Annotated in this window: 20 protein-coding genes; 5 read left to right on the forward strand and 15 right to left on the reverse strand. The window is 48.0% G+C overall.

Annotation, left to right across the window (positions count from 1 at the left end; all coding sequences use genetic code 11):
- Nucleotides 1-143: 143 nt before the first annotated feature.
- A complete protein-coding gene (locus IFO68_RS15565) occupies nt 144-812 on the forward strand; it encodes a beta/gamma crystallin domain-containing protein (protein WP_192016750.1) in 669 nt (222 codons plus the stop codon).
- A gap of 69 nt (nt 813-881) precedes the next feature.
- Here the strand turns inward: IFO68_RS15565 and IFO68_RS15570 are convergent, their stop codons facing one another.
- The 8 genes from IFO68_RS15570 to IFO68_RS15605 form a co-directional block, all read right to left on the reverse strand.
- Nucleotides 882-1,652 (reverse strand): aminoglycoside phosphotransferase family protein, encoded by a 771-nt coding sequence (locus tag IFO68_RS15570; RefSeq protein ID WP_192016751.1) that lies wholly within the window; start codon nt 1,650-1,652, stop codon nt 882-884.
- An 11-nt stretch (nt 1,653-1,663) separates the two neighbouring features.
- Complete coding sequence (locus IFO68_RS15575) at nt 1,664-2,062, reverse strand: ACT domain-containing protein (protein WP_192016752.1); 399 nt, start codon at nt 2,060-2,062, stop codon at nt 1,664-1,666.
- Between the two features lie 40 nt (nt 2,063-2,102).
- Nucleotides 2,103-2,585 (reverse strand): GNAT family N-acetyltransferase, encoded by a 483-nt coding sequence (locus IFO68_RS15580; RefSeq protein WP_218387377.1) that lies wholly within the window; start codon nt 2,583-2,585, stop codon nt 2,103-2,105.
- A 733-nt stretch (nt 2,586-3,318) separates the two neighbouring features.
- Complete coding sequence (locus IFO68_RS15585) at nt 3,319-3,648, reverse strand: YceK/YidQ family lipoprotein (protein WP_192016754.1); 330 nt, start codon at nt 3,646-3,648, stop codon at nt 3,319-3,321.
- Between the two features lie 154 nt (nt 3,649-3,802).
- On the reverse strand, nt 3,803-4,693 hold the full coding sequence (locus IFO68_RS15590) for an EamA family transporter (protein WP_192016755.1): 891 nt from the start codon (nt 4,691-4,693) through the stop codon (nt 3,803-3,805).
- 28 nt (nt 4,694-4,721) lie between these two features.
- Nucleotides 4,722-5,294, reverse strand: coding sequence for an O-methyltransferase (locus IFO68_RS15595; protein WP_192016756.1), 573 nt, complete (start codon nt 5,292-5,294; stop codon nt 4,722-4,724).
- A gap of 260 nt (nt 5,295-5,554) precedes the next feature.
- Nucleotides 5,555-5,938: a hypothetical protein gene (locus IFO68_RS15600; RefSeq protein WP_192016757.1), complete on the reverse strand. Its 384-nt coding sequence runs from the start codon at nt 5,936-5,938 to the stop codon at nt 5,555-5,557.
- Nucleotides 5,939-6,066: 128 nt separating this feature from the next.
- Entirely contained in the window at nt 6,067-6,294 is a 228-nt protein-coding gene (locus IFO68_RS15605; protein WP_192016758.1) for a hypothetical protein, read from the reverse strand.
- A 157-nt stretch (nt 6,295-6,451) separates the two neighbouring features.
- Between IFO68_RS15605 and IFO68_RS15610 the strand changes: the two genes are divergently transcribed.
- A complete protein-coding gene (locus IFO68_RS15610; RefSeq protein ID WP_192016759.1) occupies nt 6,452-6,976 on the forward strand; it encodes a TetR/AcrR family transcriptional regulator in 525 nt (174 codons plus the stop codon).
- 8 nt (nt 6,977-6,984) lie between these two features.
- Here IFO68_RS15610 and IFO68_RS15615 read toward each other — a convergent pair whose 3' ends face one another.
- On the reverse strand, nt 6,985-9,345 hold the full coding sequence (locus tag IFO68_RS15615; protein ID WP_192016760.1) for an ATP-dependent helicase: 2,361 nt from the start codon (nt 9,343-9,345) through the stop codon (nt 6,985-6,987).
- Between the two features lie 287 nt (nt 9,346-9,632).
- On the opposite strand from IFO68_RS15615, the gene IFO68_RS15620 reads away from it, so the two are divergent.
- Both IFO68_RS15620 and IFO68_RS15625 read left to right on the forward strand, forming a co-directional pair.
- On the forward strand, nt 9,633-10,736 hold the full coding sequence (locus IFO68_RS15620; protein ID WP_192016761.1) for a phosphoribosylaminoimidazolesuccinocarboxamide synthase: 1,104 nt from the start codon (nt 9,633-9,635) through the stop codon (nt 10,734-10,736).
- Between the two features lie 211 nt (nt 10,737-10,947).
- The gene (locus IFO68_RS15625; RefSeq protein WP_192016762.1) at nt 10,948-12,816 is read left to right on the forward strand and encodes a methyl-accepting chemotaxis protein; all 1,869 of its coding nucleotides are present in this window, start codon (nt 10,948-10,950) and stop codon (nt 12,814-12,816) included.
- 70 nt (nt 12,817-12,886) lie between these two features.
- Here IFO68_RS15625 and IFO68_RS15630 read toward each other — a convergent pair whose 3' ends face one another.
- The 6 genes from IFO68_RS15630 to IFO68_RS15655 form a co-directional block, all read right to left on the reverse strand.
- Nucleotides 12,887-13,396 carry a GNAT family N-acetyltransferase gene (locus IFO68_RS15630; RefSeq protein ID WP_192016763.1) on the reverse strand — a complete coding sequence of 170 codons (510 nt, stop codon included), beginning with the start codon at nt 13,394-13,396 and terminating at the stop codon, nt 12,887-12,889.
- A 166-nt stretch (nt 13,397-13,562) separates the two neighbouring features.
- Complete coding sequence (locus tag IFO68_RS15635) at nt 13,563-15,113, reverse strand: alanine/glycine:cation symporter family protein (RefSeq protein ID WP_192016764.1); 1,551 nt, start codon at nt 15,111-15,113, stop codon at nt 13,563-13,565.
- Nucleotides 15,114-15,537: 424 nt separating this feature from the next.
- On the reverse strand, nt 15,538-17,133 hold the full coding sequence (locus IFO68_RS15640) for an ABC transporter ATP-binding protein (protein ID WP_192016765.1): 1,596 nt from the start codon (nt 17,131-17,133) through the stop codon (nt 15,538-15,540).
- Between the two features lie 16 nt (nt 17,134-17,149).
- Nucleotides 17,150-18,196 (reverse strand): ABC transporter permease, encoded by a 1,047-nt coding sequence (locus IFO68_RS15645; RefSeq protein ID WP_225445268.1) that lies wholly within the window; start codon nt 18,194-18,196, stop codon nt 17,150-17,152.
- Nucleotides 18,197-18,200: 4 nt separating this feature from the next.
- Nucleotides 18,201-19,298, reverse strand: coding sequence for a microcin C ABC transporter permease YejB (locus tag IFO68_RS15650; RefSeq protein WP_192016766.1), 1,098 nt, complete (start codon nt 19,296-19,298; stop codon nt 18,201-18,203).
- A 27-nt stretch (nt 19,299-19,325) separates the two neighbouring features.
- Nucleotides 19,326-21,152, reverse strand: coding sequence for an extracellular solute-binding protein (locus tag IFO68_RS15655; protein ID WP_192016767.1), 1,827 nt, complete (start codon nt 21,150-21,152; stop codon nt 19,326-19,328).
- A 378-nt stretch (nt 21,153-21,530) separates the two neighbouring features.
- Between IFO68_RS15655 and fusA the strand changes: the two genes are divergently transcribed.
- A complete protein-coding gene (gene fusA / locus IFO68_RS15660) occupies nt 21,531-23,618 on the forward strand; it encodes an elongation factor G (protein WP_192016768.1) in 2,088 nt (695 codons plus the stop codon).
- The last annotated feature ends 42 nt before the right edge of the window (nt 23,619-23,660 follow it).

Below are 23,660 nucleotides of genomic sequence, written 5' to 3' on the forward strand. Positions count from 1 at the left end.
CATACCTTTCACTTTTCTTTATTATTGACAACAAACCATATTCTTAAAACTGACCGCTTTAAAACGGATTCAAAATCACAATTTAGACATTATCAAAAAACAAACTGCTTTATTTATGGTTTTCACAATAACACTGAGCGTCTATGGTTAATTTGCTAGTGAATCAGCAGTCTTTACTTCTAACAGAAAAGGGTAGAAAAATGGTAAAAACAACAGACGTGGCGTTTTATCGTGAAAAAAACTTCGGCGGATCACCAGACTACTACCAACTGGGCGATGATATCACTTTTCACTTTGGTGATGACTATAACGACAAATACTTATCGTTGAAAGTGATTAACCCCGTAAAAGTTCATTGTTATCAACACACTGATGGTTCAGGCATCTTTAAAAGCTATACCCATGGGGACTACGCCAGTATTGAAGAAATGCATGGTCTTTCTAAGTTTCAGATTGTTAATATTGACACACACTTTGCCGTCAGTATGCGTTTGATTGATGAAACCGGTGGTGAGCCTCGCCAATTTTTAATGACATTCAACGCGCACAATATTGGTGATGCGGAGTTTTGGTCTGGTGAGGAAACATATACATCTTTACCGGTAACAGAGAGTAGCGAGTTAATTACCTGTGCTATTTACATTAGAAATATAGCTACAGGTGAATATATAGCCAATGGCTCCATGTATTTCCATTACAACACTACTCACGGCATTATAGATGTGGTTACACCAGGAGAAACCTTCCCTCCCAATTTAAAAATAACACGCGTTGACAGTACAAAATTCGACTTTACCTTAGTTGCACAATAATAAATAACCTGCAAAGCCTCGCCATCGTATAATGCGCTGAGGCTTTCATTGCGATACTCAGATAATTCTTCAACAAATACCTTCAATGATTTTATTCTCATTTAAAGATAAATAGTCAATATCCGCCAGATAACCCGCATGATGACCCTCTGCAATGTGCTGTGCGAACTGCTCGTCGCCAGTGTCAGCCTGTGCCAGCATGAAAGTCACTAAGCTTTGCAAGCGTGTGATCATCTCAGTCACCAATTTCTGTCTGTCTGAATTGGAGACGCAGTAACTGTCACAGAATAATCTGGCGCGGGCTATTTGTGTGTTGAGTGTACCCATCTTATCAATGGGATCGGTTTTGAAAGGCGACCAGCAATAGACAGAATACGCAATATCCCATAATCGGGGGGCCGGATGGGCAGTATCGAAATCAAACACGCCCACGACTTCATTTCCGCTCAGGGCCACGTTGTAAGGGGTGAAATCACCATGACAGATGACTTCGGCCGGCTCTCTGGCTGGCAACATCCAAACCGTCTCCGCCAGATTCACATTATTCAGGAAACCCTGCGAGACATCATGCAATTGCCGCAGCAATCTGGCTGCGCTGATCAATGCCTCTTCTGAGGCTATCGCCCCTTCAAGCGGATAATTGTACGTATCGCCTTCGACAAAACTCAGCACCTCAGATCCCGTATCCATCCCAATCACTTCAGGACAGGCATGAAACCCCTGTTGGTGCAGATAACGTAACAAGCGGTGAACCGTCGCAGACCACTCCTGTATTGGCCTGACAACCGTTTCACCCTGGCGGTAAATCCCTGTACTTCTGCCTCCGGAAAGCGTTTCCATGGTCATCCTTCTTATTGATTTGTCAGATCAGTCAGCACCTGCAAAGCCAGGTCCGCTTTGTCCGCCGGTACAAAGACATGATCGTGATAAAACGCGGCAATCACATTGGCACTGATGCCATGCTTTGCCAACGCGGTTGACACCGCTGCCGTCAGCCCCACGGCTTCGAGGCTGGAATGTACCGTCAGTGTGATACAGCGAAAGGTCGATTCATACTTCATGGCTGCCTTTTCAGCCGCCTGCGCCGTGACCACCAACGTTAAGCCTTCCTGCTCCTGAAATGTGGCCAGGGGGGCATACTGCAGATACTCGGTAATATCCCCGTTGACCGTACAAAATACATAATCTTCTTCCCGCGTTACCGGCGACATGGTTTGCAGAAGCCGTTTTAAATCCATAATTCCTGACATATTCCCTCCCTGCCCTGTCATCATGCTCTGTGATCAATAGTTAAGTAAGCTGTTTGTACATCACGTAGCAATCGACCAAGCCTTTATTTTTGTGCCGGTAGGCGTCCGGTAAGGTGCCGATTATCTCAAAACCCAGCTTCTGCCAGAGTTTCACGGCAACGTCATTGGTCGATACCACTGAGTTAAACTGCATCGCACTGAACCCTTGCTCAAGCGCCACTTGTTGTGAATGCTCGCACATGGCACGTGCTACGCCTTTGCCCCGCGCTGCCGGCGTTACCATATAGCCGCAATTACAAACATGGTTTCCCGGCCCCATTGCATTGGCTTTGAGATAATAAGAGCCCAGCACTGTGCCGTCTTGCACGCATACAAATGTCTTCAGCGGCAACTCGCCCCACAAGGTAAAAGCTTGTTCTCGGCTCATCTCCGGCTCAAAGGCGTAGGTTTCCTGCGCCTGAATAATGCATCTGAACGCTGGCCAGAACTGTTCGAAATCGGCGGCATCCATTTCACGTATCAGCATGTCTGTGTTCCCTTTCCTGTTATTGACTGAATTTACGATGAAAACCTCTGGCTGTCATGCAATGGTATAACGTAAACAGACACGCAAAAACAATAGATGGTAAAGACAATCGCGTCGATGGCCGTTTACGGAAAAGCGCGGCTTTGCCTCTGTGATGCAGGGTGAAATATTTAAATGATTTGAGGAATCAGGCTGATGTGTTTGACGTTAGAGAAGGTAAAGATGAAGCAATCTGAAGCGAAAAAAATCGGGGCTGTGAAGCCCCGCACTCAAGGAACCATTGTTCAGTTTCTTATTATAATTCCGTTGGCTTACGGCATGATGCCGCAAGGCCTTATACCTTAAGAGTATCCAATCGAACTCAATATGGCGAGTTATCACCCTGATATTGCGAAAAAATCACGTCATGATCACGGTAACTCTTCAAAATTTATCCCAACCCAAGCACAGCGCGCGCTCTGGAACGGCGTACTCGATCCAAATCCAGCTCCAGTTTAATCAATTATGTTGTACTGCCAGCCTGATGTAGTGTATCTCCATCCCGGCGACACCAAACAACGGACCTTACCCGGCTAACCGGCACTGATATCTGCTTACAGGGCTGGAAAGAATACATCTTCCTATATCGGCTGACAATTTCTCCTTGTGGATTTATTGCCTGAACAGTATTGAACACCTGCCTGCCGATGCATCGGGCCGGATACGTGCCAAATACCCAGATCGCGTGCTCTCATCGCCAGGACATCCGACAGAAACTGGTTTTATTATTGCCATTATCTTCCAGGATGAGATCGAACGGCAATAAAGCGGTATCTAAAGCAGCCGACGTTACTATATCTGCAACAGAAAGTGGAATAGTGACAATAATGATAGGTGGGAATGCCAGAAGCGCATAAACATTACAGTCTGCATTGTCTACAGCATAATCAAGGCCACCGTAAGGCTGCCCGACCTGGTAACCCGAGCCAACTCTCGACGCGATACTTGAACAACCGGTTAATATACAAACGTATAACAATAGACTGACCCATTTCATGAACGCATATGCCTTTGATTTCATTCAAGATGAGCTTTCTATATCATGTTTTTCAATCAAAGCGTTCTGCCATAGAAACTTATGGAGTGCATCTCGCAAGAAAAACGGCCCCGCAGGGCCGTTGTCATTCATATATGGAGAGCAAGTATTATTAACATTTGTTCGTTGCCATTGGGTTTTATGCCTGCTGCCGGGCAGCACGAATTTTTGCCTGCATCAGTCGCCCCCCTAAAATACAGCATGTCAAACCGAGAAAAATCAGTCCTGCGCCTGCCATTTCTGTTTCAGTCATGCGCTCGTTCAGTACCAGTGTGGATGTGAACATCCCGACGACGGGAATAAGCAAAGCAAAAGGCGTCACTGTGGCTGCGGGATAGCTTTTCAGTAAATGCCCCCACAATGCGAAGGCCAGCAACGTTGAAATATAGCTCACGTAAAGCAGTGCCAGCCATGTGTCCGAAGTGGCAGCGAGCAGGACATCCAGTGGCTGTGCCGTTTCTGTGAAGTACGAGATTAGCAGCAAAGGCAGCGGAGGAACCAGACTGACCCATACCATAAAGTGAAGCAAATTAACCCCTTGCATCCGCTTCATAATGGTGTTGGCAATTGCCCAGCAAAAAGCGGCCGCCAGAATCATCACCAGGCCCATGGCAGTAATGTTGCCGTCGGCTTCGAGAAAAAACAGCCCGAAACCTGCCACGGCAACCAGGATGCCGAGGGCCTGATACCGACTGACCATTTCTTTATACAGTAAGACACTCAAACCAATAGTGAAAAACACCTGAGCTTGCAATATCAGGGATGATAAGCCGGCAGAAGCATCCGCTTTCATGGCGATAAACAGTAAGCCAAATTTCAGCACACCCAGAAATACGCCGACACCCAGCACGTTCCATACGGACGTTTTCGGGAAGGGGATGAAAAACACAGCCGGGACAGCCACCACAGCAAATCGTAATGCAGAAAATAATATCGGCGGCAGTGTTTCCAGCCCTATCTTAATGACAGAAAAGTTGACACCCCAAATAACGACAACCAGCAGCGCAAGAACCATGTCCCTTGATTTCATTTCCCCGTTCCTTCTTCGAGCTTCGCGTTCATGCTTTATACACGACAAACTCACCTTTGCCGACGGGCAGCAGACAGGTCGTTAACCCTTCCTGGCGGCACAGATAGTCGGTGAAGGCTTCGAGTTCATGACGATGTGAAATTGCATTGTCACACACTAATACCCCACCCGTTGAGAGTTTACTTAGGAGCAAGTCAATATAATCCATGTAAGCTGAACGATCGGCGTCGAGAAAAATAAAATCAAAGCTCAGATCTGTGCTTTGTATGAATTCGCGGGCATCTTCCTGAACCTGTTCGATACGATCCTGTAATCCGGCCCGTACGAAGTTTTCAGTCGCCATTGTGATTTTATCTGTCTGTTTTTCAACAGTTACCACTTTGCCTGCTGCGGGCAGTGACGAAGCCAGCCACAGGGTTGAGTAACCATTGGACGTGCCAATTTCCAGTACATTTTCAGCACGTGTCGCCTTCACCATGACAGAGAGGAACTCACCTGTGTCCCGGGTAATATTCAGCAGTTTTTTCGATCGGTCTGATTCAGTTGCGTCATTTTGTTCACCTAACGCCTCTAATTCAGCCAGTAATAATGCTAACGACATCCATTGCTCCCCGTTCATCATTTCGTGCGGATCAAACATCCGCCTAACAATCATATGAACATGAAAACATATCAATGGCATCACATTTCATCAACTATAACCGCGTATAGCAGACATAAAAAAAAGGCTGCCAAAGGCAGCCAAGCATCACAACTTATAGGGTTTGGTAACCCATTCTTATACCGTTCAACATCTTTCTGTTACTGGCAGATTGATGTATCAGTATAAAGAGACGACTGTATGATGCTGAGTATTAAACATTATTTTGTCAGAGAGCACGGCGCTATCCGATTTTCTTTGTACCCGCACATCACAGGATAAGTTCCCGCCTGCTTGATATCCGGGGAATCCTCCAGCACATGATCTTTGTAATGACGCCAGGTGTATTCCGCCATCAGCACACAGTAGCGGGGATCGGTATCTTTTTCGCACTGCTGCCTTGCCCGTAACAGTGCCGACATCTCTATTTCGCACTGATAAATCTGGGCCTCATCCTTGTAAAGCTCTCTGCACAATGACAGAGGCTCCTCGGCGGCGTTTGCTTGCACGGCATTTGGCGAAATATCCCGCCAATGTACCTGAGATGAAGAACAGGCCGTGAGCAAACAGAAAAACGGTATGATCAGCAACCACTGAAATCGCATTGTCAGCTCTTCCTTTTGCATTGGACGCTATAAAATGGCGACCGTTCAGGAAAGATTCATAAACGCAAAATAGTGTGTGTAACCTAAACGCCCAGTCTTAAGACTGCTCACAACATCGCTTTCCCGTTTTAATGCGTGCTCAATCCCCTTACTTCCTCTTCTCGGTACGCCTTTTTCAATGCCAGCCAGCTCGTCTTCGGACCAAGGATCAATGACAGCACAGCCACTCCCCCAATCATCAATATACCGCCCACAATCGGCCCGAGAACAAAACTGTAAAACACCAGATACGGCAAATACACCCCATAGCGCAACACCTGAAGTACTACTCTTTTCATTAAAAGTAAATTATTCATGATTCGACTTCTCCATCTTTCCATTTCATAAAATTGAGCGCGCTCATTTATATTAAATTGAGCGCGCTCAATTTTCAACATTCAAGATGAAGTCCGCTTACCAATTACGGTATGATGGCTGCTCATCCGCAACGGGCTATCAGCAAAGCAGCAAGAAATGATGAAAAGAGAACAAACAAAACGACGAATTCAGGAAGCCGCCTGGCAATTATTTCGCGAGAACGGTTATCAAGACACAACGACACGACATATTGCTGAACACGCTGAGGTAGCGGCCGGAACGGTATTTAGCCACTTTCCGACAAAACTGGATTTACTGAAAGCCGGTTTTAGTCAGCAAATTGATCATGTCTTAACGGAAGCAAATTCTGATTGCCCCGAGAGCTGCCCCAAAGAGAAACTCATGCACTTTGCCGGTTACCTTTACGCGTTTTATTGTCTGGAAGCGGATTTCAGCAAAGAGTTATTTCGGGTGTTGATTTGGCAACAGGAAGAGTTTGAAAAGCAGCTGGAAGCCTTCCGCCAGCACTTGTTTTCACATGAAGCGAGTTACGATCAACACCGAGCTGCCGTAATGATGGATTGCTACTTTATGACACTGATCACCGGATTGAATGCTGATAAGCCGGATGCGACATTAATGCTGAACCAATTAGAAAAGAAATTAGATGTATTGCAGTAAATACGCCTTCATCTGAGCACCTGCCGACGCGCGTGGGACACCGCAATCAAACGTTTAACCAGCACAGGTTTTTTACTGTCCTCTGCCATTTCCAGATCACGTAATAACCGGGTAATTTCTGCATCAAGGTAACGGGCATTTTTGGTTCGGAGCAAGGAACGAATCACCTTCTCAGCGTTATCAGGCAAAGGCTGCTCAATAGCCCACAGGTAGCTGTAAGCAGCAGAGCTGACATGATTGGCCTGACTGAGCTTGGCATGGTTAAGGCTAGGGTTATTTACCCTGGATATCGTTTTGTGTGGCGTGCGACTGCCCGCGCTTTGCGCTGCATCCGCGGCCCGGCCAACACGTTCGTAATACCTTTCCGTCACCGGGGATGGTGCAGCGGGGAGTGGCCCGTTCTGATACAGGGCTGGCCCAATGGTTTTGGCCTGCTCAATGGCAGCTTCCCGAACGAAGGTACTGGCATTACGTTTGCCTTTCTTTTCCGAATCGGTGTAATACACAGCCGAAAACGCTTTCGCCCGCGTTAAAGCGACATAAGCCAACCGCCGCTCTTCTTCCTTATCGGTTTTCATGTCTGTAGCTGCCGGATTGCGATAGGGAAAGGCATCTTTATCCCAGAACGGCAGGAATACACGCTGATATTCGCACCCTTTTGCCCGGAATATAGTGGTGACTTGCACGCTGGCCGAACGCGGCTTCTGGTCTGCCTGTCCCTGACCGGTATCGCGGGATTGCGCCGTGTAGAACTCAAAATACTGTAAGGCTTTTTCGCAGCGTTGATCCATCGACTCCAGCACGGTCGATACCGCATCCAGCCTGTCTATCGCTTCTTCTATCTCACTGGCTGTGGCTTCGGTTTTCCATATCCAGCTGTCCAGACCGCTTTCCCGCCGATACTGCTCAAACACATCAAATGCTTTCTGCCCGCCCTTGCGCTGTAACCGGGTAAAAAGCTCAAGCCGTTCAATCAGGTTATCCAGTTTCAGATTGGGGTTCACCTGGGCATGTCGCTCAGCAAAACCAACCCAGTGGCTATCCGGTATTTTCACCAGCTGATCACATAAAGGCCTGAGCGCTTTATTGGGTACGTAACAATGGGGAAATGACAGCAGGCTGAACAGCAGTACGGATCTGTCCTGATCATTTAACTGGGCAAATCGCCCAATGGCCAGGGTCATGACCTCCATCAGTAAACGCACTTCACGGCTGTTTGCCAGCACTGAAGGTACGGGCATGTGGTACGGAATCTGTTTGCTGAGAAACGCCAATTCAAACAGCAGGGTCTGAGACCAGCGCCTTACCAGAATGGCGATATCGTCCGGCTGACCACCCTGTTCAATATACGCCTGTACCGCACTCACAATTTCCCCCACCTGTCGGGGAGAGCCTATCAGGTTAACCTGAGTATCAGGGATATTGTCTGCAGGCACGGTCAGGAATTCTGAAAAGCGAGCCTGGTTATGCGCAATCAGATGGCTGGCGGCCAGCGCCAGACTATGGCCGAAACGAAAAGTCTGTGACAGCGAATAGACCTGCGCGGGGGCAAAGTCACGTTCAAAATTCAGCATGAACTGCGGCGCACTGCCCCGCCAGGTGTAAATGCACTGATCCACATCGCCCACGGCAATTAGCTGACAGTCAGGCCCAAGCAACTGCTTCAATAAACGGTATTGCGCATTGTTGATATCCTGAAATTCATCAACCACCAGTAATCGACACTGTTGCTGACAGTGCGCACGCAGTGAGGCATTTTGTTCAAACAGTGACACGACAGTCACCAGCCAGTCATCAAAAAACAGTAACTTCTGCGCCTGCCGCAAGTGTTCAAAGGCTGTGTAGGCATCCAGAATAAAGCGATAGTCATTGTTGATGCCCGCCATGGCAAACACTTCATGAGGCGGCAACATATGCGCTTTCACCAGACCGACAAAACTGAGCAACAGTTCAAGGGTTTTCGGCTCTTTCAAATGCTGCTGTTTACTGTAAGTCGTCTCTTTCCCCGCCATTTGTCGCAGCACTTGTTTAGCCAGACTTTTGTCGTTTTCGCCAGGGTTGAAATCAACACGGTATCCGCTTTCAGTCAGGTAACCCGACTGATTCAACACCCGCAGACAGAAGCTGTGGAAGGTATGAACAGGTACAGACTGGGTGATGCCTGATTGGTTGAGTTTCTGCTGAAAATCGCGGCGTATATCGCTGTTAAACATCAATACCAGCATCTCGCTGGCCGGTCGCATGTCGAGCTGAGCCTGAATCAGGCCGACAAGGGTCGTCGTTTTACCCGTCCCCGCACCGGCAATACATAAGGCATTTCCCTCGCGATGCTGAATAAAACCCTGCTGCTCGGATGTAAAATGCATCATGTACCGTTTTTACCTGTTGGTCTGAAAGGACAGTGATTTTGCCACAGTTCCGCCCGTCGCACTAACACCTGTCAGCCTTTTGCGATTACCGCTGAAAATTCAGGCGAAATGGCGGTACTGTTGCATTTAGCGCCACTCAGAGAAACATCAAGGCAAACGTTTGCTTTTTTGCTGAAAGGCGAAAACACTTCTGCTATCATCTGCCTCGCCAACAGGATATGCGCTGATTGGGCGACACCCCAAACAGCGATTCTCATCGAATTGACTCTTGAAATAGGAACTTCACCATGAGCCTTGCTGATCAAGTTCTTGCTGTAAATGATGATCTCCCAATCCGTACCGACCAGCCGGTTCACAGCGGTAAAGTCCGCTCCGTATACTGGCTGACTGAGGCTGACAGCCGCCGGCTGATTAAAGAGAAAGGCTACAATGTTCGCCCGGATGCGCCTTTGGCAATCATGGTTATCAGCGATCGTATTTCTGCGTTCGACTGCATCTGGCATGGTGAAGGTGGCCTGAAAGGTGTACCGGGTAAAGGCGCGGCACTGAATGCGATCTCCAATCACTGGTTCCGCCTGTTCCGCGAGAAAGGCCTGGCAGACAGCCATATTCTGGATATCCCTCACCCATTTGTCTGGATAGTTCAGAAAGCCCGCCCCATCAAAGTAGAAGCCATCTGCCGCCAGTACATCACTGGATCCATGTGGCGTGCCTATGCAAATGGCGACCGCGAATTTTGCGGCATCCAGGTTCCTGATGGCCTGACCAAAGATCAGAAACTGCCAGAGGTTCTGATTACCCCTTCCACCAAAGGAATTCTGCACGACATTCCGGGCGTGCCTGCTGTCGATGACGTGAATGTGACGCGCAACGACTTGCTCAACAATTATCAGGCGTTCAATTTCAGCCAGCCTGAAGATGTTGATCACTACGAAGTGCTGCTGAAAGAAGGGTTTGGCGTTATCAGCGACGCGCTGGCGCAACTTGACCAGATGTTTGTCGATACGAAATTTGAGTTCGGTTATGTCACCGATGCACAAGGTCAGGAAAAGATGATCTACATGGATGAAGTCGGCACACCGGATTCATCCCGCATCTGGGATGGCCCGTCATACCGCGAAGGCAAAATTGTCGAAAACTCTAAAGAAGATTTTCGTCAGTTACTGCTGAACCACTTCCCTGACCCGGACATTCTCCTGAACAAAGAACGCATGGATGAGCGTGAAGCACTGGCCCGTGACAATGCACTGCCTGAAGATGTACTGATGCAGGTTTCCCGCATTTACACCGGCATTGCAGAGAAAGTCACAGGTAAGAAAATTGAGCTCAGCGGTAATCCGAAAGAAGAAATCATTACTGTGCTACGCAATGAGTATGGTTTGATCGACTAATATTCCCTTAATGGAATATCAGGGCAGCGTATTGCTGCCCTTTTTCATTGAGTTCTGGTTTAATATTCGGAACAGGAATGTATTATTCCTCACAAAATCATTCCTAATATTTATCACTCATCACAATTACATATTTTTGCTGTTAAGACTTTTTAAGCCTGCACCGACAATGGAGGAACAATAATAGCAATTACAGTAGTTGAGGGACTCCATGAAGTTTAGCCACAAAATCGTTGCCACTTCGTCGGCAATACTGTTCGCCGCTTTAGTTCTGCTTTCCGGCATCCAGTACGTTCACACCAGGGATGATGTGCATAAGCTGGTAAACAACAGCATTGATGAAATCGTTTCCGGCGTGAATCAAACCTTAGTCACAGAGATAGCCAGCCGGACGAAATTAGCCAATATCACCGCTGGGATCGTCGAGCAAAATTTATCTCCTGATAGCATTCGCCAGATTATCAGCCAGCCTGTGCTCAAAAACACCTTTGAGCTAACCGGCATCGGGTTCGAAAAAGACGGCTCTTTCATCATCAGCGATCCGTCCTGGAAGCCTGCACCAGGCTGGGATCCCCGTGCTCGCCCCTGGTATACCCAGGCAAAAGAAGCCGGGCATATGATTATTACATCGCCATACCGGGATTCGGTCACAAACGAAATTCTGGTCTCTTTCGCAGCGCCGGTTAAAGACAACGGCCAGTTTACAGGTGCGATCTTCTTTGACGTCAGCATGAGTAAAATTGCTAATCTGATTAACCAGGCTTCTTTGTTCAATGCCGGTTATCTCTTTTTAGTCTCAGATAATGATGTCATCATCGCGCACCCTGACAAAGACGTTAACGGTAAGCTGCTGTCGAAAGCTTATCCCGGTATACAAATCTCAGAGCAGCCGTTAGATACGGTGCTCGATAATGAATCCGTCAATATCAGCTTCCATAAAGTACAAGGACAGACACTGTATATTGGTGCGGTCCTGAAAAATGATGTGGCGTTTGCCGCTGTTGATCAAATTAAAAACAACGCCATTATTTATTCTCTGCTGTTCATCATTGTCGGCTTCATCGCCGTCTTTTTAATGGTCAAACGCCTGATGCGTCCTTTGGATGTCATCAATCAGGCCATGAAAAACATTGCCACCGGACAAGCCGATCTGACCCAGCGTCTGAGCACCAATACCGAGCCAGAATTTGCGTCTCTGGCGCAAAGTTTTAATCAATTCACTGAACGTATGCAGCAACAGATCATACGCTCGCAAGCGCTGAGCAACGACATTATGCAAGGCACTGAGCTGACGGCTCAGGGAGCGAATCGTTCATCCGAGGCCATGAACAGCCAGCTGCAACAGCTTGAACTGCTGGCAACAGCCATGAATGAAATGGCTTCAACGTCGGCTAACGTGGCAGACAATGCGCACAGTGCTGCCTCTGCAGCTTCAGCGGCAGAGCTGGCTGCACAGGAAGGCGGTAATATCGTTTCCCGGACATCTGTGTCGATTCATGATTTGTCTGATCAAATTGATCAGGCAGTCGATGTCGTCAAAGAACTGGAGTCTGCCACAGGCAACATTGAGCGCATTCTTCAGGTGATCAATGACATTGCCGACCAGACGAACCTGCTGGCACTGAATGCTGCCATTGAAGCTGCAAGAGCTGGCGATTCCGGCCGGGGTTTTGCGGTCGTCGCCGATGAAGTGCGCACACTGGCGCAACGTACTCAGCAATCGACGACAGAAATACGTCAGATGATTGAGCAACTTCAGGCAGGTGCCAGCTCAGCCACCAGCACCATGGCGCTGAGTAAAAACACGGCCAGCGAAACCGTCGCTACCGCACAGGAAGCCGACGAAGCACTATCTCGTATCCGTGAAGCCATTCAGCAGATCAACGATATGAACATACAGATAGCTTCAGCAGCAGAGGAACAGAGCCTGGTTGCTGAGGATATCAATGGCAATACCATCAATATAAAGGACTTGTCGGTTCAGGTTGCTGAAACCGCCAATGAAACCAGTGTGGCAATGGAAACCCAGATAAAGAACGTACGCGAACAAAATGAACTGATGAAGCAGTTTACTGTGTAATCCCTTCATTGCCGCCAGGCTCATTGTCTGGCGGCTTTCTTTTCATTAACCAGGTTTTCTGAGACAAAACCTATGAAGCTCGCTGATAAACATGATCCGCGTACAGCTCACCGCCAATTTCATACGCTTCGGGAATTTTCTTCTGTAACCTGAAACCACACTTTTCCAGCACTCGTTCTGAAGCGACATTACCTTCTGTTACCACAGCTCTGAACAAGTTAAGTCCTAATTTTTCTTCCGCCCAGTGAATCACTGCATGCAGGGATTCTGTGCCATAGCCTTTGCCGTAAAATTCAGGCATCAGCAGATAACCCATTTCCGCAATACCTTGATCAACAAAAAAACCAGTGATGCCGACTTTGCCACCTGACGATTTTTCTTTGATAACCAGGGTTAACCATGCTCCGCTTTCAGGTGTCCACGCCTGAAGACGCGCATGAAATTTTTTCTCTAATTCGTCGTCAGATGGCGCATCAAAACACTTTTCGATTACGGCCGGTATCGTATGAAGCGCCTTAAAAAGCGGCCAGTCCGTTTCAGCGATGGGCTCCATCAGTAATGTCTGGGTCTCTAATTGCATCTTAACTGGTCTCCTTATATCACTCTGAGTTCCCTTCGCTATGCAACATAACACAATAATGAACATAACCAACTGAAACGTAATTATATTCAGCCATGTAAAACATACAAAACAAAGGCCAGCAAATGCTGGCCCTGGATAGTTAGTGAATGTCTGTCAATTCACATTATAAGGTTGATTTCGCTGTACCTGTCGCGGATGAATCTTCACCCAGGTCTGGCGCTTTCTGGCCCTTACGCTTCATACGCTCTTCCCAGTAATCAGCACCTTTGATGCCGAGTTTCACTGGATCAAATACGTACTCTTTCACGCCGGCTTTCTTCTGCATTTCATAGTCTTTCAACGCTTTCAGCGCTGGTTTCGCCATGAAGAAGATGATCAGAATACCGATGATGTTCAACCACGCCATCAGGCCAACACCAACATCACCCAGCGCCCATGCCAGATCGGCTGTCTTCACTGCACCGTAGAATACAGATGCCAGCAAGAACAGCTTAAGTACAAACATCAGGCCAGGTACATGAATGGTACGGTGGATGTACGCAACATTGGTTTCTGCAATGTAGTAGTACGCCAGAATTGTTGTGAATGAGAAGAAGAACAGTGCGATTGCCACGAAGGGTTTACCCAGGCCAGGCATTGCTGTTTCAATCGCCATCTGAGTAAATACCGGGCTGTTAGCAGCAATTTCAGCTGGCAGGTTTTGAATCAGGAATGCACCTTCAGCGCCACCGTGTACGTTGTAGGCACCTGTGATGATAATCATGAATGCCGTTGCACTACACACCAACAGCGTATCAATGTAGATAGAAAACGCTTGCACCATACCTTGCTGAGCAGGGTGATCAACCTGAGCCGCTGCTGCTGCATGCGGACCAGTGCCCTGACCGGCTTCGTTGGAGTAAACGCCACGCTTCACGCCCCAGCCGATAGCTGCACCGACACCCGCCATTGGCGAGAAGGCATCACCCACTATGGTGGCAAACACACTCGGCACCATGTCAATGTTCAGCAGGATAACAACGAAGGCAATAACGATATAACCCAGCGCCATGAAAGGAACAACGATTTGAGTAAAGTGAGCAATACGCTTAACACCACCAAAGATGATGAAAGCCAGTACCACACATACAATCGCGCCAGTGATGATCTTCGCAGAACTGAATGTACCTAAAGTGGTTTCGATCACATCACCAGAACCAAACGCTGCTTCAACCGCGTTACCGATACTGTTTGACTGCACACCAGGTAACAGAAGACCACAAGCGACAATTGTCGAAATCGCAAAGATCCATGCATACCACTTCTGACCCATTGCTTTTTCAATGTAATACGCAGGGCCACCACGGAACTGACCTTCGTCTTCCACTTTGTAGATCTGAGCAAGTGTTGATTCATAATAAGCTGTAGAAGCACCCAGGAAGGCTACAACCCACATCCAGAATACGGCACCCGGACCACCAAAACCGATGGCGGCAGCAACACCTGCAATGTTACCCGTACCGACACGACCTGACAGTGAAACCGCCAGTGCCTGGAACGAGGAAATCCCCTTTGCCGAACTCTGACCAGCGAAAAGCAGGCGAAGCATTTCGCTGAAATGGCGAACCTGCATAAAACGTGTTGTGATGGAATAAAATAAACCGGCACCCAGGCAAAGATAAATCAATGCCGGACTCCATATTATCCCGTTGATAAAATCGACCAATGACTGCATATGAGTCTCCCTGTTATAGTCTGTTTGGTTACAACTCGAGCAGTATAATACGCAAATTGTAACCTTATTGTTAAGAATTTTATTTCATCAGCATTGATTTGCTTGATGCAGGCATCAAATAGCAACAAATCCACAACATCCAGTCATTGAAACTGTGATTGACGGTAAATGCGGCACACCCCACCAATCATTACCAGTTAGGCCTGTGATAATTTGTATAAGTATTAGCCAGGTGATTCACAAAAGATGTCAATAATGTGCAGCATGTCAGCATAAAGAGGTCGTGACAGATACGAATCAGGCATCAACAGACACAAAATACTGTATTGCAAGCATATGCCATCAAAGCATTTATGTGAAATATGACGCATGAACTGCCTCCCAAAAAAGCAGTTCAGCTTATAAGACGAACAGTGAGCGGGGTTCAGTTAACCGCAGACAAATTCACTAAGTGGCGGGTATATTCGGCTTCAGGGTGGCTGAACAGCTGACGGGTTGGCCCCTGCTCTACCACACAGCCATCTTTCAATACCAGTGTATAGTGGCACAATGACTTCACGACATTCAGATCATGGCTGATAAACAGGTAACTCAGGCCGTATTTCAACTGCAATTCTTTCAGTAAATTCAGTACCTGATGCTGCACTGTGCGATCCAATGAGGATGTAGGTTCATCCAACAGAATAAACTCCGGTTTCAATACCAGCGCCCTTGCTATGGCTATTCGCTGACGTTGCCCACCTGAAAATTCATTGGGATAACGAAAGCGGGTGGATGGATCCAGCTCCACATCTTTCATTGCCTGACAAATCGCCGCGTCTTCCTCTTCATCGGATAAAGTCTGATGGACTTTCAGGCCTTCGCCAATAATCTGAGCTACAGACATTCTTGGATTCAGTGCAGAAAACGGGTCCTGAAATACGACTTGCAGACGACTGCGAAAAGGTAACATGCCTTTACGGTTAAGCTGACTGATCTCCTGGCCATCAAAACGAATACTCCCTTCGCTATTGAGCAATCGGAGTATCGCCATCCCGGTCGTCGACTTCCCTGAGCCACTTTCTCCGACCAGCCCGACACTCTGTCCCTGCTTCAGCTGGAAACTCACATCGGTCACGGCTTTAATATGGCTGATAACACGTTTCATAATCCCCCCTTTGATGGGGAACCAGACTCGTAATTTGTCTATTTCAAACAGCGCAGAAGGATCCCCGTTTACCGGAACAGGCTCGCCGGTGGGATCAGAGTTAATGAGTTTCTGGGTATAAGGATGGGAAGGCGACGTAAAAAGGATATCTCTCTCGTTGGTTTCCACTAACTGCCCGAGTTGCATGACCGCTACCCGATCGGCAATTTTTCGCACAATACTCAAATCATGCGTAATAAAAAGCATAGCCATGCCCAGCTCCTGCTGCAGATTTTTCAGCAAATCAAGAATCTGGGCCTGAACAGAAACATCGAGGGCGGTTGTTGGCTCATCCGCAATCAGGAGATCGGGCTCATTGATCAGCGCCATGGCAATCATTACACGCTGGCGCTCACCGCCTGATAACTCATGAGGATAGGCATACATGCGTTGCTCGGGGTTACGGATACCCACTTTTTTTAACCAGCTCAGCGCACGTTTCTCTGCCGGTCTCTGACGCACTCCCTTGTGTATAGACAGCGTTTCACACAGCTGGCGGCCAATTTTATGCAGCGGGTTCAGCGACATCATAGGTTCTTGGAATATCATACCGATTTTGTTTCCGCGTAACCCACGCATCTGGCGTTCACTGCACCGCAGCATATCCACGCCATCGTAATAAATATGACCGTCCAGATAACGTGCCGAAGCTTTAGGCAACAAACGCAGAATGGCATTCGCCGTCACTGACTTGCCTGAACCACTTTCCCCCACCAGCGCCAGCGTTTCTCCCCGCTTGATTGTCAGGCAGACTTTCTCCGTTACCGGGCGGACAGGCTTACCGTTCGCAAAGCCCACAGAGAGATTTTCAATAGTCAGTAAAGCATCACTCATTGCAGTATCCCGGTCATTACGATTGATGGTGTGGATCGAAAGCATCACGCACCGCCTCGCCGATAAAAACCAGCAGGCTCAGCATGATAGAAAGCACAACAAACGCAGACAACCCCAGCCAGGGTGCCTGCAGGTTGGTTTTACCCTGAGCAAGCAATTCACCGAGTGACGGTGAACCCACAGGCAGGCCGAATCCCAAAAAGTCCAGTGATGTCAGTGTGGTCACTGATCCACTGAGGATAAAGGGCATCATTGTCAGTGAGGCCACCATTGCATTTGGCAGCATATGGCGGAGCATAATTCGCCTGTCATTCACGCCCAACGCCTGCGCTGCACGCACATAATCCAGGTTCCGGCAGCGGAGAAATTCCGCCCGCACAACTCCCACCAGCCCCATCCAGCTAAACAGCACCATAATGCCCAGCAACCACCAGAAGTTAGGTTCAACGAAACTGGACAGGATTATCAGCAAAAACAAAGTCGGCATGCCTGACCAGACTTCAATGAAACGTTGGCCAAACAGATCCAGCCAGCCACCATAGTAACCCTGCCCGGCTCCGACCATGACACCGACAATGGTTGAGATCACCGTCAACGCAAAACCAAATAGTACGGATATCCGAAAACCGTAAATGATGCGAGCAAGCACATCGCGGCCTTTATCATCTGTCCCCAGCCAGTTCATATTGTCCGGTGCAGAAGGAGCAGGACCCGATAAGTTGTAGTTAATCGTGTCATAGCTGAAATGGATCAGTGGCCAGATCATATAGCCGTCTTCGTTGATCAGATCCTGCACATACGGATCGGTATAGTCGGCTTCTGTGGCGAACTCACCGCCAAATTGCGTTTCGGCATACTGCTCGGTTATCGGAAAATACCAGTCACCTTTGAAGCTGACGAACAAAGGTTTATCGTTGGCTATCACTTCTGCAAACAGGCTGACAATAAAAAGAACGGCGAACAACCACATTGACCAGTAGCCGCGTCTGTGCGCTTTAAACCGAGCCCAGCGCTCTTTTGTCAGTGGATTGAAGGTAAACATGGTTGTGAATGTCTTTCTCATTATATTACCTGGCCTCAAAATCAATACGTGGATCGACCAGGGTATAAGTCAGGTCAGAGATGATATTCAGAATAAGTCCCAGCAATGTCATGATGTAAAGCGAACTGAATACCACAGGGTAATCACGCTGAATCGTAGATTCAAAACCCAGCAAACCAATTCCCTCCAGCGAAAACATCACTTCAATGAGCATTGAACCGGTAAAGAAAATACTGATAAAAGCGCTGGGAAAGCCGGCAATAATAATCAGCATCGCATTACGAAATACATGTTTATATAAGATGCTCTGATCATCGAGGCCTTTCGCACGGGCGGTGACAACGTACTGCTTGTTGATCTCATCCAGAAACGAGTTTTTGGTCAGCATAGTCAGCGTCGCGAAACCACCAATGACCATGGCAAAGATGGGCAGTGCAAGGTGCCAGAAGTAATCACCGACTTGCTGATACCAGGTCATCTGATCAAAATCAGTCGAGAACAATCCACGTAACGGAAACCAGCTGAAATAATTACCGCTGGCAAAGAAAATAATCAACACAATGGCGAACAGGAAACCGGGAATCGCATATCCGGCTATTACTAACGCGCTGCTCCAGATATCAAAACGACTACCATGATTCACCGCTTTCGCAATCCCCAGAGGAATAGAGACGAAATAAATGATCAAGGTGCTCCACAGTCCAAGCGAAATCGACACCGGCAGCCGTTCAATAATCAGATCAATCACATTGCCGCCACGAAAAAGGCTTTCGCCAAAATTGAAAGTGACATAGTTTTTTAGCATGTCGACATAGCGTTCCCAGATCGGTTTATCAAAACCAAACTGCTTACGTATTTCTGCCACCACTTCCGGGTCCAGCCCGCGGGAGCCACGGTAGCCGCTTCCACCATTGCCGTTTTGCTGCGAACCTTCCGACTGCTGCACTTCCTGCCCGCCGCCGGTAAAGCGCTCCATAATGCCGGAAGTATGCCCTTCAAGCTGCGCCACTGCCTGTTCAACAGGCCCGCCCGGTGCAATCTGAATCACGAAAAAGTTAATCGTAATAATCGCCCAGAGCGTTGGGATCACCAGCAAAAGGCGCCGGATAATATATGCCGTCATACTGCTTTACCTGTTTCCACTTTTCGATTAACGGCGTTTTTCCGGCAACTTGGCCGCCTTGGCCGTATCCACCCACCAAGTATCAACACCCAGTGTATACTTAGGTCGGACCGCGGGACGATCAAATTTATCCCAGGTCGCCACACGGAATTTGCTTAAATGCCACTGAGGAATGACAAAAAAGTTCCACTGCAGCACCCTGTCCAGCGCCGGGCCTAATGCCGCCAGCGCGGCAGGATCTTGCTGGTGCGCTGCAATTTGCTCTGTCAACGTATCGATAGCCGGGTCCTGAACCCCGGCAGTATTGTAGGTGGAATCCAGGTAGTTACTGTTCCATGCAATCAGCAGGTTCTGTGTTGGGTAAGCATTGGCACTGTAACCGGAAGATACCATGTCAAAATCCCGGTCACGCAGGCGCTTGATGTACTGCGTAGTATCAACCGTACGGATTTTCATATCGACACCCAGTTGCTTCAGGTTTTTCTGCAGCGGAATAGCAATTCGCTCAGAGGTCGGACTGTAGATCAGCAACTCAAAGGCCAGGGGCTCCCCGGTCTTCACATTGGTCATGACCTGATTCTTCAGTTCCCACCCAGCAGCCTTTAACAATGCAAACGCTTTACGCGATTGTGCACGAACACGGCCTGAACCGTCAGTGACCGGTGGTTGGTAAGATTCAGTAAAGACACGCGCGGGGATCTTGTCTTTTAACGGTTCCAGATATTTCAACTCAGCAGGCGTCGGCAGGCCTTTTGCTTCATAAGGGGTATTCTGGAAAAAACTGCGGCTACGTGAATACTGGTTATAGAAAAGCGTTTTATTCATCCACTCAAAATCCATGGCGTAATTCAGGGCTTCTCTGACCCGGACATCACTGAAAACAGGGCGCTGAGTGTTAAAGACAAATGCCTGCATAGCCTGAGGGATTTGGTGCGGGATTTCTTCCTTCTTTATATAACCGTTATCAAAATTATTTCCCTCATAGAGGGTGGCCCAGAACTTGGCGACATTCTCCTGACGGAAGTCGTACTCACCGGCTTTGAACGCTTCCAGGGTCACAGTATCGTCACGGTAATAGTCGTACCGGATAGTATCGAAATTATGCCGCCCGACATTAACCGGAAGATTGGCCGCCCAGTAATCTTTCACTCGAGAGTAAGTCACACTCTGACCCGACTGATAACTGGTTACCTTATACGCACTGCTGCCAACCGGGGGCGCATTGAGTGGCTCACTGAGTTTCTTGTCTTGCCAGTAATGTTCCGGTAAGACGTTCATGCCTTCAACCAGGGAAAATAGTTTTTCCCTATTCGCAACAGACATTTCAATTCGTGCTGTCAGCGGTGAAACCGCCTTCACTGACTTCACCTCTTTATAAAACACACGAAATTGAGGCACCCCCTCTGCCATGAACTTATCAAAAGTAAAGGCGACATCTTTTGCTGTAATAGGTTGGCCGTCATGAAAACGTGCTTTAGGGTTGATATCAATTTCCATCCAGGAAAAATCGTCGGCATAACGCACTTTTTCTGCGATCAACGGATAATAGCTGTCAATTTCGTCACTCGCTGGTGCAAAAAGTGTGTCATACATTTCGTCCGCGCCGGCGACCGAAACCCCTCTTGATGCATAGCGGTTAAAACTGTCGTATGTTCCTACTTCCGCATAGGTGATGGCTCCGCCTTTCGGCGCATCCGGATTAACGTAGTCAAAGTGTTTGAATTCAGGTACGTACTTTGCCGTACCAAACCCCACTAAACTGGTGGTTTCTATCACCTCTTGCGCCAGCGCACCGGTACTTCCGAGCAATAATCCTGCCATTATTGACAGGCTTACAGTCAATCCATTCTTCATATCCCCTCCAAGGCAACTTCACCTAACAACTCAGTCGACGCCAGAAAATCGTTCTTTTTCATTATTGTAAGAGTTATCAATGACGAACACTGACATGTAACACAAATATATACCATAAGAAAATACGCCGCCTGAATCGCTGGGCATATCATCAAGAAATTTGTTGAACCGCCCGGCGGGATGCAACACCTTGTCACAATCAGTTAACAGACATTTTCTGTATTTTTATTGAGCAATCATCCAGTTCCTGCCTGAATCAATGGGTTAAAAGCCAACGAATACTCATTAAATTACTCAGATCTATGTTCTGATAGTTGTAAGTAGTGCTATACTCCCCACCCTGACATGTGACAACAATTGTTCATATAGAGAAAAACAATGGCAGATCTATCTAAATACAGAAACATTGGTATTTTCGCGCACGTAGATGCGGGTAAAACCACTACCACTGAGCGTATCCTGAAGCTGACCGGTAAAATCCACCGTACGGGTGAAGTACACGACGGTGCTTCTACCATGGACTTCATGGATCAGGAAGCAGAGCGTGGTATCACCATCCAGTCAGCTGCGACTACCTGTTTCTGGAAAGACCACCGTTTTAACGTTATCGATACTCCGGGACACGTTGACTTCACCGTTGAAGTTTACCGTTCTCTGAAAGTACTTGACGGTGGTGTAGGTGTATTCTGTGGTTCAGGTGGTGTTGAGCCTCAGTCTGAAACTAACTGGCGTTACGCGAACGAATCAGAAGTATCTCGTCTGATCTTCGTTAACAAACTGGACCGTATGGGCGCAGACTTCTTCAGCGTTGTTGAGCAAGTGAAGAAAGTTCTGGGCGCTAACCCTCTGGTTATGACCCTGCCTATCGGCCGCGAAGACGATTTCGTTGGTGTTGTTGACGTTCTGACTCGCCAGGCATACGTGTGGGACGATTCAGGTCAGCCAGAAAACTACGAAGTTCAAGATATCCCAGCGGATATGGTTGATGACGTAGAAGCTTACCGCGAAGAGCTGATCGAGACTGCCGTTGAGCAAGACGACGACCTGATGGAAGCTTACATGGAAGGTGAAGAGCCTTCTATCGAAGACCTGAAACGTTGTATCCGTAAAGGTACCCGTGAGCTGGCCTTCTTCCCAACTTACTGTGGTTCTGCGTTCAAGAACAAAGGTATGCAGCTTCTGCTTGACGCCGTTGTTGACTACCTGCCAAACCCAACAGAAGTTGAGCCTCAGGATCTGACTGATCCAGAAACTGGTGAAGCAACTGGTAAAGTTGCTACCGTTTCTGTTGACGAACCATTCCGTGCGCTTGCGTTTAAGATCATGGATGACCGTTTCGGCGCCCTGACCTTCGTTCGTGTTTACTCTGGTAAGCTGAAGAAGGGTGACACCATTCTGAACTCTGCGACAGGTAAAACTGAGCGTGTTGGCCGTATGGTGGAAATGCACGCTAACGACCGTAACGAGCTGGATGCTGCGCAAGCAGGTGACATCATCGCTATCGTTGGTATGAAGAACGTTCAGACTGGTCACACTCTGTGTGATCCTAAGCACGAATGTACTCTGGAACCAATGATCTTCCCAGATCCAGTAATCTCTATCGCTGTTGCTCCTAAGGACAAAACAGCTTCTGAGAAACTGGGTATCGCACTGGGTAAGATGATCGCAGAAGATCCATCATTCCAGGTTGAAACTGATGAAGATTCTGGCGAAACCATCCTGAAAGGTATGGGTGAGCTGCACCTGGACATCAAAGTTGACATCCTGAAGCGTACTCACGGTGTTGAACTGACTGTAGGTGCTCCACAGGTTGCTTACCGTGAAACTATCACCAAAGCAATCGAAGACAGCTACACGCACAAGAAGCAGTCTGGTGGTTCTGGTCAGTTCGGTAAGATCGATTACCGTATCAAACCAGGCGAAGCAAACTCTGGCTTCAAGTTCGTTTCTACCGTTGTTGGTGGTAACGTACCTAAAGAATTCTGGCCTGCAATCGAAAAAGGCTTCGCTGGTATGATGAGTACTGGTGTTCTGGCTGGCTTCCCAGTGCTGGACGTTGAAGTTGAGCTGTTCGACGGTGGTTTCCACGCAGTTGACTCCTCTGCTGTAGCGTTTGAAATTGCTGCACGTGGCGCATTCCGTCAGTCTATGCCTAAAGCTGGTGCTCAGCTGCTTGAGCCTATCATGCACGTTGACGTGTTCACTCCGGAAGATCACGTTGGTGATGTTATCGGTGACCTGAACCGTCGTCGCGGCATGATCAAAGATCAGGTTGCTGCTGCAACTGGTGTTCGTATTAAAGCTGACGTACCTCTGTCTGAGATGTTCGGCTACATCGGTCACCTGCGCACCATGACTTCTGGCCGTGGTCAGTTCTCAATGGAATTCTCTCACTACTCTGCATGCCCAGCGAACGTTGCTGAAGCAGTAATCGCAGAAGTGAAAGAGCGTAACGCTAAGAAATAATTTATTTTCTTAACGTAACGACAAGTAACCCCAGCTCAGGCT

This window comes from Photobacterium arenosum (assembly GCF_014841115.1).
GTDB lineage: Bacteria > Pseudomonadota > Gammaproteobacteria > Enterobacterales > Vibrionaceae > Photobacterium > Photobacterium arenosum.

Coding starts and splice junctions, on each gene's coding strand:
- IFO68_RS15650 (WP_192016766.1), bottom strand. CDS start 19,298: ATGACGGCATATATTATCCGGCGCCTTTTGCTGGTGATCCCAACGCTC.
- IFO68_RS15655 (WP_192016767.1), bottom strand. CDS start 21,152: ATGAAGAATGGATTGACTGTAAGCCTGTCAATAATGGCAGGATTATTG.
- IFO68_RS15590 (WP_192016755.1), bottom strand. CDS start 4,693: ATGAAATCAAGGGACATGGTTCTTGCGCTGCTGGTTGTCGTTATTTGG.
- fusA (WP_192016768.1), top strand. CDS start 21,531: ATGGCAGATCTATCTAAATACAGAAACATTGGTATTTTCGCGCACGTA.
- IFO68_RS15595 (WP_192016756.1), bottom strand. CDS start 5,294: ATGTCGTTAGCATTATTACTGGCTGAATTAGAGGCGTTAGGTGAACAA.
- IFO68_RS15570 (WP_192016751.1), bottom strand. CDS start 1,652: ATGGAAACGCTTTCCGGAGGCAGAAGTACAGGGATTTACCGCCAGGGT.
- IFO68_RS15635 (WP_192016764.1), bottom strand. CDS start 15,113: ATGCAGTCATTGGTCGATTTTATCAACGGGATAATATGGAGTCCGGCA.
- IFO68_RS15620 (WP_192016761.1), top strand. CDS start 9,633: ATGAGCCTTGCTGATCAAGTTCTTGCTGTAAATGATGATCTCCCAATC.
- IFO68_RS15565 (WP_192016750.1), top strand. CDS start 144: ATGGTTAATTTGCTAGTGAATCAGCAGTCTTTACTTCTAACAGAAAAG.
- IFO68_RS15575 (WP_192016752.1), bottom strand. CDS start 2,062: ATGTCAGGAATTATGGATTTAAAACGGCTTCTGCAAACCATGTCGCCG.
- IFO68_RS15645 (WP_225445268.1), bottom strand. CDS start 18,196: ATGAGAAAGACATTCACAACCATGTTTACCTTCAATCCACTGACAAAA.
- IFO68_RS15615 (WP_192016760.1), bottom strand. CDS start 9,345: ATGATGCATTTTACATCCGAGCAGCAGGGTTTTATTCAGCATCGCGAG.
- IFO68_RS15610 (WP_192016759.1), top strand. CDS start 6,452: ATGATGAAAAGAGAACAAACAAAACGACGAATTCAGGAAGCCGCCTGG.
- IFO68_RS15605 (WP_192016758.1), bottom strand. CDS start 6,294: ATGAATAATTTACTTTTAATGAAAAGAGTAGTACTTCAGGTGTTGCGC.
- IFO68_RS15630 (WP_192016763.1), bottom strand. CDS start 13,396: ATGCAATTAGAGACCCAGACATTACTGATGGAGCCCATCGCTGAAACG.
- IFO68_RS15640 (WP_192016765.1), bottom strand. CDS start 17,133: ATGAGTGATGCTTTACTGACTATTGAAAATCTCTCTGTGGGCTTTGCG.
- IFO68_RS15600 (WP_192016757.1), bottom strand. CDS start 5,938: ATGCGATTTCAGTGGTTGCTGATCATACCGTTTTTCTGTTTGCTCACG.
- IFO68_RS15625 (WP_192016762.1), top strand. CDS start 10,948: ATGAAGTTTAGCCACAAAATCGTTGCCACTTCGTCGGCAATACTGTTC.
- IFO68_RS15585 (WP_192016754.1), bottom strand. CDS start 3,648: ATGAAATCAAAGGCATATGCGTTCATGAAATGGGTCAGTCTATTGTTA.